Genomic DNA, 13,100 nt, shown 5'->3' with positions numbered 1-13,100 from the left:
AATAATTGATAAGTTAATGAATTTGCATCAAAATGAATAACGCAGCTGTTGTTAAAGCCGTCGCATCATTTATTTAGCGTGCGATGAAGCAACTCCCTCCGAAACTTTTGATGTTTTCACAAAGGGTTATGGCTTCATTCCGGTTTTGCATTTGAATACGAACACGATAATAGGTTCCTTTTCCTGGTATAAAAGCAGACTGAATATTTAAAGGACGAGAACCTATAAGGAATCCAAATCTGGATTTCATGTTTTTCAAAGAATCCCTAGCCAGCGCATGGGTTGGTTGGGATGCAATTTGTACGTAATAACTTTCTGAATTTTTTGCGGTTACTTGGCTTGGTTCTGTTGGGCGAGAAGCAGCATGTGTTTGTACCTCTGAATTTCTCTCTGCATGCGAAGGAATAGGTATAGCTTTTCCTTCAATACCAGAATTAGAAGTGTTTTTAGCTATTATTTCATCAATATCATTCGCGAAATTATTTTCTGTTTCTTTGTTATTCGTATCGGAATCATGCAAAAAAACAGGGTGAGAATCTTCAAGTTCATCGACAGCAGTTTGATCAATCGTTTCTTCTGGGTTATCAGCAGTTTTTTTATCTTTGTGATGCATTGGCAGCAGTGAAACTGTACCGTCTTGGTTTACAATAACAGTCTGTACTTCTCGTGTTGGAATGGTATGATTGGTGGCTTCTGTTACTGCATCTTCAACATCAGATTCATCAAGAGAAGAGGATGAAAAATTTGTAGATTCTTGTTGATTTAATTCTGGTAAGTCTTCAGGCTGTTCAGAATTATCAATAAGAAATTTTTGTGTATTTTCTTGTTTTCCATTTTGTCCAGTTGTTTGTTTATAAACATCTAAATTATGTGCAATATCATTCTTCATTTCAGTTGTTTCTTGTCTGAATTTAAAAGGCGTATTGTCAGCGTGGATAATGGGTGCAGTTTCATTTTTTTGTGACGGCATAAAAAAATGAGAATAACCGACAAAACAAATTGCCATTAAGACAAGAAGAACAATACTTTTGGGAAGAGTTTTACCAACAATAAAACTTTTAAAGGTAGGAGTAGCTGATGCATCATGCGTGGGGATTTTATCTGCACCTTTGTATAATGAGTTTTCGGTAAAAGAAGAGGAATTATACCCCATATTGTCAGTGGGGAAATGGTTCGTATTTTGATTTTGGGGATTTTTATATGCGTCTTCTCTTGGGTTTTGCACGGTTTGATGAAAGATTTCATTGAAAACTTCATTTTGCTGTTGTTGCAGCGAAAAACCTTCTGCTGGAACATTTCCTACATTGAGTACATCAGCAAACTCTTCTTTCAAACTATCAGTCTGTACATCATATTCTGGAGCTTCATACGGGACTTCAGGAACCATAATCGGTCCAGTTTTTTCTACGATTTCTTCTGCAAATTTATAAGTATCGACATTGGGAGGTGGGGTATTCCTGTGCGTATAGTTATGAGAAAAAAAACTATCCGTTTGTCTCATATTAAGAGTTTCTGATGAGAGGTGGGGGTCATTTAAATTACTTTGACCATATGGAAGTTTTTTTTCATTATTTGTGTCAGAGTTGTTTTCAGCATTATTGGTGTATTGTCCTTGAGCATTATGATATTTGGAAGTTTTTTCAGTATAAGTTTCTTGATCCGAAGATTTTTTTTCATAGAATTCGGGATAATCGCTAGTATGGTCTTCTTGTAGAAAGTTTTTTAAATCAGACTGTTTGTTGATTTGTGCTGAATCCAAAGCTGATGGGAAATCACTTGTTGTTTCATTTTTTGCAGTGTACTTTTTCTCTGAAATAAGACCAGAAGATGAGAACAACATATTATCTTCCGTAGAGGATGGTGAGACATCACTATAATATTCTTTAACAAAATTTTCTTGATCAGCTGAAACTTTATATGAATGGTTTACCGGAGTACCATAGAAGTTTTGATTGTCATCATAATTTTGTTGTATGTTCGGGGTATCTGTTTGCTGCGAGGTTGTTTGTGAAAAACGATTAGCTTGTTCAGTGTTTTCTGTAGTGACTCTGTTATTATCGTGTTTGTCAATTTCATTAAAAAAGAAATTTTCTGAGTGTGCACTAAATTCACTTTTTTCAAAAAAAGGATCAGTATTGACTTCTGCAGTTCTATTTTGGAATGATTGACTCTTTTGAATAGGTAATGGAGAAAGCGCGTCTAAAATTTCCTCTTCATCATGATGCATAGGCGAAGAGTGTGCCTCTTTGGACAAAGAATTATTCTGTTCTGAAGGGGTAAAAGAAGCCGCTGGCGCAATATTTTGGGTTGGCTCATTGCTGATTGTGTCTAAGTTCCATTGCTTCTTTTGATCGTCAAATGCTAAGTCATCTGTAAAATCGTTTTTAAGTTCCTCTTCTAGAAAGGACAAATCAAAATCATCATCATCATGGGATGAAGTTTCAGGGGCGTGTGGTATTGACCGACTAGTCTGTAGAGAAGATTGATCATTTTGACTTCCGCTTTGTCTGTTCGGATTAAAAATTCGCGTAAGTCTCTCTAAAGGATCATGGTGTTCATGATCTTGTTTCATTTCGTGCGGATTTTTGCGATCGTTATCGCTCATAGCTTTTCTCACATGATGGTCTGCATCTGCGTGCAATAAATGGTTAATTTTGATTTGTTATATTTTAAAATTATAAATTCTCCCCCTTCCATGAAGGGATACATGAAAAAGTTTATCAATGAAGTACTTATTTTATGTATTTATAGAACTTTTTCAACGCATTTCTATTGGTGCTTCGACTCCCACAATTGTAAGCCCTGATGATAAAATATTCATGATAGCTTGTATCAATCCCAATCTGGCTAATGATAGTTCTTTATCATTCGGCTGAATAAAGCGTAAATCGAAATTATCACTCCCTTTATTCCAATGGGCATGGAAGCTGGAAGCAAGGTCATAGAGATAAAATGCTAATCGATGTGGTTCTTTATGAACCACAGCCTGTTCAATGATACGTGGATATTCAGAAAGTTTGCGTATTAAGGATATTTCACTATCGTTTGTTAATCGGTTAAGGTGTGCAATCATTGTGTCATTTGAAAGATTTTCAATATGAAGGATTTCTTGTGCCTGACGAAAGACTGAGTGACAACGTGCACTTGCATATTGTACATAAAAGATGGGGTTATCTTTTGATTGTTCTGTCACTTTTGCAAAATCAAAATCAAGAGGTGCTTCACACTTACGGTACAGCATCATAAAACGCACTGGATCACGACCAACTTCTTCTACAACATCACGCAAAGTGACAAATGATCCTGCTCTTTTGGACATGCGTACAGGTTGACCGTTGCGAAAGAGCTTTACTAATTGACATAAGAAAACACTCAGTTTGGCTTTATCACCAGAAATCGCTTTTGCCATTGCTTCTAAACGCTTTACATAACCAGCGTGATCTGCACCAAGAATATAAATCATTTCATCAAAATGGCGATTGAATTTATCGCGAAAGTAAGCAACATCAGCTGCAAAATAAGTGTAAGAACCGTCAGATTTAACTAAAACACGGTCTTGGTCATCTCCAATATCAGTCGAGCGGAACAAAGTTTGCTCTCTTGGTTCCCAGTCTTCTGTATCTTGTCCTTTTGGTGGTGGGAGCTTACCTTTGTAGATATAACCATTTAAAGTGAGCTCATTAATCGTACTACGGATAGCAAGCGCATTATCTGCATAAAGCATCCGTTCAGAGAAAAAGATATCATGATAAATATTAAGGGCAGCCAAATCTTTGCGAATCATTGACATCATTGCATGAATTGCACGTTCCTTCACGATAGATAAAGCTTCATCTTTATCCATAGTGAGTAATTGGTCGCCAAACTCTTGAGCAAGTGCTTGACCCAAGGGTATCAAATATTCACCAGGATAGAGTCCTTCTGGAATTTCACTAATTTTTTGTCCAAGAGCTTCGCGATAACGCAACAGTACAGAGTAAGCGAGTACTTTGATTTGGTTACCAGCATCATTGATATAATATTCTTTTGTAATGTTATAGCCAACGAACTGTAGCAAATTGGAAAGCACATCTCCAACAACGGCACCTCGGCAATGCCCCACATGCATTGGCCCTGTGGGATTTGCTGATACATACTCAACATTGATGCGTTTCCCTTGTCCCATTGGAATCCGACCATATGAGATGCCCAATTCAAGCATAGATTTTATTGTGTTTTGCCAAAATGATTTTGTGAACTTGATATTGATAAAACCAGGACCGGCAATGTCAATACTCTCTATAAAGGGGTCATTTTTGAGAAGTTCTATGATTTTCTCTGCAAGTGTATGTGGATTCAGCTCAATAGATTTTGCAAGCACCATGGCAGCATTAGTTGATAAATGACCATGTGAAGAATCTCGTGGGGAATCAACAGTGATTTTAGATAAATCTAAATCTTCTCCATTTTTCCCTTTTATATCAGATAATTCTAGTAATTTTTTAATTTTTATCTCGAAGTTTTTAAAGACATTCATATTTAACTTCCATCACGGTATTCAAAAGCAATTAAACAAAATTATCTGTGTGGTCAAATAAACGGTGATATTCACGTAGAGCATAGTGATCAGTCATACCTGACAAAAAGTCAGCAATGAGACGTGCTAACTCTTGATTTGTTAAGTGAGCTGTTTTTTTATACCAACTTTCAGGCATTGTATCCGGACTTTTATAATAACAGTCGAATAATTTTTGTACAATGCATTTCGCTGCATTGCGACGACTGAGGATTTGATCATGGTAATAAAGATTTTTTAAAAGAAAGTCTTTCAGTTCTTTTTCGTAAACGGTTATTCTAGGCGAAAAGGTAACAATAGTTTGCTCTGCATGATGAATATCATTGATGCTTGTTGGTTTGATACGTGCCAAATTTTCTTGTGATTGTTGGATAACATCTTTAACCATGGTTGTTATTTGTCTACGCACCAGTTCGTAGCCAAGCCGAGTTTGATCAAGTTGTGGGTGCTCTTTTTTTATATCGTTTAATAATTCTGCGGTCAGCGAAATATGTTCGAACTGATCAAGTGTTAAAAATTGTGAACGTAAACCATCATCAATATCATGCGCATTATAAGCAATATCATCAGCAATAGCAGCACATTGTGCTTCTAGCCCAGCAAAGCAATCGAGCTCAAGGTCCTGCTTTGCATTGTATTGTAGAATATCGATAGGAACATCTTTTCTATTCGCATAAGGACCTAAAAGGGGCCCATTATGTTTGACAAGTCCCTCAAGTGTTTCCCATGTAAGGTTCAGTCCATCAAAATTTGCATAACGCTTTTCCAACTTTGTAACAATGCGTAACGTTTGTGCATTATGATCAAAGCCGCCATAATGTGCCATTGCTTCATTAAGGGCATCTTCTCCTGCATGACCGAAAGGTGTATGACCAAAATCGTGAACAAGAGCAATGGCTTCAGCGAGGTCTTCATCAAGACAGAGCGCACGAGCTAATGTTCGTGCAATTTGAGAAACCTCTATCGAATGTGTTAGTCGAGTACGGTAATGATCGCTTTCATCAGCAATGAACACTTGAGTCTTATGTTTAAGACGTCGAAATGCATTAGAATGAATAATACGATCTCTATCTCGTTGAAAAGGTGATCGTATGGTACTATTCATGGTTTCATGAAATAATCTGCCACGGCTTGTTCGCGGATTAGCACTATAGACCGCTCGAAATTGGTAATTGATATTGCTTATATCCATTGCAAGTTGTCCATTCTCATCTTAAACTGAGATTGGTTTATTATGAATAAACCTCTCTTTAAGTTTAGGGTACTCTTTCTTGATAGTTTAATGCAAGGATATATAGAATGAGTGTGAATATTTCAGATGTTGCTGCCAAGCAGATTGCACAGATACTTTTGAGTGAACCTGATAAGATAGGATTACGTATTTCTGTTGAAGGTGGTGGGTGTTCGGGTTTTTCTTATAAATATAATTTGGTTTCTGAAATGAGCGAGGATGATCTCGTTCTTAAAAAGGGTGGAGCGATTGTATTTATTGATTCTCTATCGCTTCCTTTCATGGAAGGGGCTGAAATTGATTTTGTTGACGATCTTATGGGACAGTCTTTTCAAATTAATAATCCCAATGCTGTTTCATCGTGTGGTTGTGGTGTGAGCTTTTCAATTTAGAATGATGATTTATATTATATTGTTTATTGAAAAAAATATCACTTTAGTCAACAATACAAAAATGAGTATTCTTACAAAAACACTGTGCCTATGGTTGTGCTTATGCATGACGTTTGTCTTATTGATTTGGAGTAACTGTGTCTTCTCTGAAGAAAGGAGAGAGCAGGATCATCAACAAAAACAATCGACAGGCTTTATTTTAAAATCTCAGGATAATGAAAAAGAAAATTTAGTGTCTCAGACTCAACTCATATTGCATGCTCGATTAAAAAACGGCAATGAAGATATTATGAAAGGGCTTGTGTGGCGGATTTATGCACCCATCTTAGGAATTGATAATAAATTACCGTTGATTGCAACTTATGAAGGTGGTAGTGCGCGTTTTGACTTAGAACCAGGGAGTTATCTTGTTCATGTCTCATTTGGTCACGCGAGCGCGGCGCATCGTGTAAGTTTAAAAAGTGGGCAGAATCTTGTTAAAAATTTTAATCTTGATGCTGGTGGTGTTATTTTAAATGCTACATTACTAAATGGTGCGATCAATGAAAAGGAATTGCGTTTCACTATATATGAGGATGAAAAAGAAAATGATGATAGTGGTGTGATTTTATCAAATATTAAACCTCAGTCAATTGTGCGTTTGAAAGCTGGCCACTATCATGTTGCTTCCTACTATGGTTCTATTAATGCTATTGTTCATTCCGATATCCAAGTGGACGCGGGTAAAATTACAGAAGTAACCCTTGAACATCAGGCTGCTCAAATCATATTAAAGTTGGTACGGCAAGAAGGAGGGGAAGCGCTTGCAGATACAAGTTGGTCTATTACCAATGATTCTGGTGATATCGTTTATGAAACTGTTGGCGCTTATGTTTCGCTTGTGTTAGCTGAGGGTGAATATATTGCAATTGCTAAAAATAAAGATCAAATTTACCAAAAGGTTTTTTCAGTTGTCTCTGGCCATGATAAAGATGTAAGTGTGGTGGCAAATATACAAGATATTGATGAAACAACAAATTAATGATCTTTTTGTGAGCATAATTTTACATTGAAAGTAGGTATAAAGTTTTGGTTATGGAACTTTCAACAGTAAGTGTGTTTTTTGCTGGTGCATTATCTTTTTTATCACCATGTGTTTTGCCATTAGTTCCTCCTTATTTGTGCTATATGGCGGGGATTGGGATTGATGATTTTCGTTCAGAAGAGCATGAGGAAAGACTGTCTATACGTTTAGCTCTTTTATCTTCTGTTCTTGCTTTTGTTCTTGGTTTTACAACTGTTTTTGTTGCTTTAGGTGCCAGTGCAAGTACAGTTGGCAAATTTATCAGCTATTATCGTGATTGGTTTGCTATTGCTGCTGGAGTTATTATTATTATTTTTGGTTTAAATTTTTTGGGTCTTTTCAAGATTGCTTTTTTATTTCGTGATGTACGGTTTCAAACGCACAAAACGCCTTCTGGACCTCTAGGGGCATATATTATTGGCTTAGCTTTTGCGTTTGGCTGGACGCCGTGTATTGGTCCAATTTTGGGGCCTGTTATAACACTTGCAGGAACAAAAGAAACTGTGGGTGAAGGTGCTTTTCTTTTAGGAATTTACGCGTTAGGTCTTGGCGTGCCTTTTATTTTGGCAGCTTTATTTTCGAGCAGCTTTATGAAATTTTTCGGGGCTTTTCGAAAACATTTAGGAAAAGTTGAGAAAGCTATTGGTATTCTTTTGGTTATTACAGGGATTTTATTTTTAACAGGCTCTATGCAAAATTTTTCATTTTGGCTTTTGGAAAATTATCCCTCATTGAGTAATGTTGAAGCTATTAGTTGGCATGATATCGTGAGTTTTTTTGGATTTTCTCGTTAAATTTATGTGTTTTTATGGCTAGAACTTGTCTTTCTATTATTCTTGCAGCAGGTGAGGGAACGCGTATGAAGTCGTCTCTCCCTAAGGTGCTTCATAAAATTGCTGGCTTACCACTTGTCTGCCACGTCATAAAACAAATAGAATTGATGGATTCTTCGCAATTGGCAGTAGTTGTTGGATTTGGTGCGAAAGATGTCATTGAAGTTGTTCAATCATTTGTAAAAAATGCGATGATTTTTGAACAAAAAGAGCGTTTAGGAACTGCTCATGCTGTTTTATCTGCTCATACAGCGTTGCAAAAAGGGGTGGATGATGTTCTCGTTGTTTTTGGCGACACTCCTTTGATTGAGCGAGATTCATTGTTACAAATGCGTGCCCAACTTGCTGCTGGAGCAGATATTGTGGTTGCTGGTTTTCATGCAGAAAATCCAATAGGATATGGGCGTCTTGTCGAGAAAAATGGTAAACTGATCGCAATTGTAGAAGAAAAAGATGCAAGCGATGAAGAAAAGAAAATCTCTTTTTGTAATGGTGGGATACTCGCTATTAACGGAAAACATGCAATTTCTCTTTTAAACAAGATTGATAATAGTAATTTAAAGCAGGAATATTACTTAACAAACATTATTTCTATTGCATCACATGAAGGATTAGATATTCGAATCGTTGAAGTACCCTTTGACAATATTGTAGGAATTAATAATTGTTTGGAACTTTTTGAGGCTGATTCCTTATGGCAAAAGCGCAAAGCACGCGATTTGATGTTATCTGGTGTTACAATACTTAAACCAGAAAGTGTTTATTTTTCTTATGATACAGAAATTGAACCGGGGGTGGTGATCGAGCCAAATGTTTATTTTGGGCTGGGTGTAAAAGTACAATCTGGTGCAGTTATTCATGCCTTTAGTTATTTGGAAGGTGCTGTGATTGGTCAAGATACTCAGATTGGTCCTTATGCACGTCTACGACCTGGAACAGAGTTGGCACGATCGGTAAAGATTGGAAATTTTTGTGAAGTCAAAAAAGCCAAAGTAGGAGAGTTCTCCAAGATTAATCATTTGAGCTATATTGGCGATGCCACAATTGGAGCACGTACCAATATTGGAGCTGGTACGATTACTTGCAATTATGATGGATTTCATAAATACAATACTGTAATTGGTGATGATGCTTTTATAGGATCTCATTCAGCACTTGTTTCTCCAGTGATTGTAGGAAACGGTTCTTACATTGCTTCTGGCAGTATTATCACTAAAGATGTTCCCGCGAATAGTTTGGCTTTGGGACGTGCACGACAAGTGATAAAAGAGGATTATGCAATAAAATTGCGTGTACGTTTATCAAAGGATAAACGGTGAAAGTGATCATTTCTAAGTTTCTTTTCTTTATGGTTAGTAATTATGTAAGAGGCTTATTTTAAAATATTGCCGTACTATAACATATTTGATTTATATGATTACTCAAAGTTTTGGATAAAGGCAGTTAGATTATCTTTATGGAATTATATAAATCTGAGATGTGGGTTGGAGCTTTTTAATGTGCGGAATTATTGGAATTCTTGGAAATAGATGTGTGGCATCCTCTTTGGTTGATGGTTTAAGGCGTCTTGAATATAGGGGATATGATTCATCTGGTATTGCGACTATGCACAATGGGCGTCTTCATCGCATGCGAGCTGAAGGAAAACTTGTTAATTTAGAAGAAAAATTAAAAAAAATGCCTTTAAAGGGGAATTTAGGGATTGGTCATACGCGCTGGGCTACCCACGGAGCTGCTATAGAGCGGAATGCTCATCCTCATGTGACAGAACGGCTTGCTATTGTTCATAATGGCATTATTGAAAATTTTGCAGAATTGCAAAAAGAGCTCATTGAAGATGGTTATAGCTTTGAAACAGAAACTGATACAGAGGTTATTGCCCATTTAATTACGCGTGCATTAAAAAGTGGTCTTTCTCCACAAGAAGCACTATGCACAAGTTGGAAAAGATTGCAGGGGGCTTTCGCTATTGCCCTTATTTTTGAAGGTGAAGATAATCTTATGATTGCTGCTTGTTCTGGTCCGCCACTAGCAGTTGGTTACGGGCAGGATGAGTTTTTTGTCGGATCGGATGCAATAGCTTTAGCGTCATTTGTAGATCGCATCAGTTATATGGAAGATGGAGATTGGGCGGTTTTTACACGAGAAGGGGTAACAATTTACGATGCAAAAAATCAACCCGTAAAACGTCCTATTGTAACATTATTTGAAGGGAATTTACTGGTTTCTAAGGGAAATCATCGTCATTTTATGCATAAGGAGATGTTTGAGCAACCCGAAGTTATTTCTCATAATTTGGCGCGTTATCTTGATCTTGGAAATTATACGGTTCGCCCACTTAAAAATTTCATCGATTGGAAAAAAATTAACCGAATACTTTTTGCGAGTTGTGGAACTGCTTATTATTCAACCTTGGTTGCGCGTTATTGGTTCGAGCGTTTTGCTGCTTTAAGCGTCGATAATGATATCGCTTCGGAGTTTCGTTATCGTGAACCACCTATAACTTCCGATATGTTGTCGATGTTTGTTTCTCAATCTGGTGAAACAGCTGATACATTGGCATCTTTACGTTATTGTCGTAAACGTGGCGTGCAAACAGCGACAATTGTCAATGTTGAGCAATCAACAATGGCAAGGGAGGCTGATTTTGTTTTACCAACATTAGCTGGCCCAGAAATTGGTGTTGCTTCAACAAAAGCTTTTACCTGCCAGTTGGCAACACTCGCCGCAATGGCGCTTGGTGCTGCTAAGCAACGTGGATATCTTTCAGAGCAGGAAGAACATCTATTTGTTCAACAACTGGCAGAAATTCCAAGAATTTTGAGTAAAGTTTTAAAGTTGGATAACAAAATTGAACAAATTTGTCGTAATTTAGTAAACGTAAAAGGCGTCCTTTATCTTGGGCGCGGAATCTCTTATCCGATTGCTCTAGAGGGGGCGCTTAAATTGAAAGAGCTTTCTTATATTCATGCTGAAGGTTATGCGGCGGGTGAGTTAAAACATGGGCCGATTGCGCTAGTGGATGAGACAATACCGGTTATTGTTGTAGCACCTTATGATAGGTGGTTTGAAAAGACTCTTTCTAATATGCAAGAAGTCGCAGCGCGCAATGGCCGGATTATTTTTATAACTGATAAAAAAGGGGCAGAAGCCGTTTCTCTTGACACCTTATCAACTATTATTTTGCCAGACATTCCGGAATTTATTGCACCTATTATTTATGCTGTACCCATTCAGTTAATTGCTTACCATACCGCTGTTTTATTGGGAACGGATGTTGATCAACCTCGTAATTTGGCAAAATCAGTTACTGTTGAATAAAAGTAATTTTGTATCTTTGAGGCTGTGGGATGACAAAATAGTTGTTAACTATGACAGTAAAGTCATTAAATTAACAAAATGGTTATTAGCTCATAAAATCTGGTTATGCCGTATAAAAGCGTATCAAATTTTTATGGATAGATCTAAGAAATTACTGTCAGAGACGGATGTCTTAAGAAAAATCAAAAACGGATATGGTTAGAGAAGAGAAAGAAGTTATCAGCCATGGATAAAGGTTTGTGAAGTGCATTCTTGATGACATCCATATTGTATTTGGTCTTTTAAGATACAGAAAATCAATTCTACTTTCTAATATCGGACTTGGCTGTGTTTATGATGTTTGAATGGTAATTCGTACATTGTGGATATTCGAGAAGCAGTTAAGGAGATTACTGTACGTAGGTCTTGATACACCAAACAGCAGATCACTTCCGTCCTGAAGTCTGTGGAAGTTGATCGCGCAGTCAAGGATATTTGCTGTGAGGTTTAAGATTTTTGAAGAAGTATCGTACTACAACAATTGGAAAGTAAAATACTGTGAAATGGAAGTTCCTGATACTCAAAAATAAAAGATCTTGAAGATGGGAAGCATCAGCTTAAACGGATGCTTACTGACCTTAGTCTTGAAAACAGAGCGCTGAAAAACGTTATTGAAAAAAGCTTAAAAACTGATGATAAAGTGTGCATTAGTTAGTTATCTGAACGAGACTTTTTTGATAAGCACACATCGGGTATGAAGGACATTATCGCTGAGCAGGGTGGTTTATCTTTATAGGTGGAGATGCTCGTTGTGATGAATCGATAATCATAGTACTGACTGATACAGAGGAATATTATCCGTAATACGTTTTAGGAAACTATTTTAGCTGCTGTGCAGGTAAGGGTAATGCCTAGAATTATAAATGTGTTCATTATATTTACTGTCTGCTTAAACTAAATTTCTCTGTAAGAGAAAAAAGTGTCTTGCTAGCATGAAATTTTGCCCTATTGAAGATAACCAAAGGTGTTGATCGGAGCAGTCCAATTGATTTTAGTACGATGCATTGATGTGTGATAAACATTTTAGAACTAGATGATTTAAATCGCGAAGTGGTGTTGGAGGAATATCGATTGATAGATGAAAAAATAGAAATCTCAACAATTGTCTAAAACTAGAATGGGTGTATTTACAATAGCGGAAGTCAGTCTTACTGCGCTCCATTGTTGTGTTAGGTGATTGTTGTTAATCAAATCCAGCTTATTAGTGCTCAGGGGAGCAATTAGCGTGATTGTTTGAATGGCATAGTTCTGGCTCTTGCAAGATCTCCTTTCTCAGACGCGCTCGAGTGCGAATTTCATTAGGCACGTTTCATTAAATTCTTGAGTAAAGGGAAAAATGGCTCTAATCACCCCTGATTTAGTCTGTTTTTTATCTATTATGTCAGGAAATGGTAGAGTCATTATTTTGGGGGCCATTAATCTAAAATCTTTAGGGACAGCTAAACAGTGAAAGCGGAAGCAAAAATTAATATTAGAGAATAATGTTAGTGATAGTTCTAGTTTGTTTTAACCATTAATGTTGATATTGCCATTCTTGCAGGTATTGGAAGTATGCAAATAGCTAGGAAAATAGCTTCAAAAGAACTTTTTAAGTTAGAGGGTGGTGCTGAACAACATGTTTTATTTGTATTTATGTTGTAAATAACTACTCCAATTCTTGAAAGGC

The 13,100-nt window shown here is 36.8% G+C and carries 8 protein-coding genes; 5 read left to right on the top strand and 3 right to left on the bottom strand.

Annotated features, from left to right (window positions below; genetic code table 11):
- Positions 1-73: 73 nt before the first annotated feature.
- From V3564_RS03720 to V3564_RS03710, 3 genes are all read right to left on the bottom strand, one after another.
- Entirely contained in the window at positions 74-2,605 is a 2,532-nt protein-coding gene (locus V3564_RS03720) for an SPOR domain-containing protein (RefSeq protein ID WP_455480269.1), read from the bottom strand.
- 153 nt (positions 2,606-2,758) lie between these two features.
- Positions 2,759-4,516, bottom strand: coding sequence for an arginine--tRNA ligase (argS, locus tag V3564_RS03715; protein ID WP_455480268.1), 1,758 nt, complete (start codon positions 4,514-4,516; stop codon positions 2,759-2,761).
- Positions 4,517-4,547: 31 nt separating this feature from the next.
- On the bottom strand, positions 4,548-5,747 hold the full coding sequence (locus tag V3564_RS03710) for a deoxyguanosinetriphosphate triphosphohydrolase (protein WP_455480267.1): 1,200 nt from the start codon (positions 5,745-5,747) through the stop codon (positions 4,548-4,550).
- A gap of 107 nt (positions 5,748-5,854) precedes the next feature.
- Between V3564_RS03710 and V3564_RS03705 the strand changes: the two genes are divergently transcribed.
- The 5 genes from V3564_RS03705 to glmS all read left to right on the top strand — a co-directional run bounded on the left by V3564_RS03705 (position 5,855) and on the right by glmS (position 11,395).
- The gene (locus V3564_RS03705; protein ID WP_455480266.1) at positions 5,855-6,178 is read left to right on the top strand and encodes a HesB/IscA family protein; all 324 of its coding nucleotides are present in this window, start codon (positions 5,855-5,857) and stop codon (positions 6,176-6,178) included.
- A gap of 1 nt (position 6,179) precedes the next feature.
- The gene (locus V3564_RS03700; protein WP_455480265.1) at positions 6,180-7,199 is read left to right on the top strand and encodes a carboxypeptidase regulatory-like domain-containing protein; all 1,020 of its coding nucleotides are present in this window, start codon (positions 6,180-6,182) and stop codon (positions 7,197-7,199) included.
- Between the two features lie 47 nt (positions 7,200-7,246).
- A complete protein-coding gene (locus tag V3564_RS03695) occupies positions 7,247-8,035 on the top strand; it encodes a cytochrome c biogenesis CcdA family protein (protein ID WP_455480264.1) in 789 nt (262 codons plus the stop codon).
- 14 nt (positions 8,036-8,049) lie between these two features.
- Positions 8,050-9,393: a bifunctional UDP-N-acetylglucosamine diphosphorylase/glucosamine-1-phosphate N-acetyltransferase GlmU gene (glmU, locus tag V3564_RS03690; RefSeq protein ID WP_455480263.1), complete on the top strand. Its 1,344-nt coding sequence runs from the start codon at positions 8,050-8,052 to the stop codon at positions 9,391-9,393.
- A 178-nt stretch (positions 9,394-9,571) separates the two neighbouring features.
- Positions 9,572-11,395: a glutamine--fructose-6-phosphate transaminase (isomerizing) gene (gene glmS, locus V3564_RS03685; RefSeq protein WP_455480262.1), complete on the top strand. Its 1,824-nt coding sequence runs from the start codon at positions 9,572-9,574 to the stop codon at positions 11,393-11,395.
- Positions 11,396-13,100: the final 1,705 nt, after the last annotated feature.

The organism is Bartonella sp. B12(2025), from assembly GCF_053795135.1.
The sequence above is the reverse complement of the archived record's forward strand: the minus strand, read 5'-3'. Positions and strand labels throughout refer to the sequence as shown.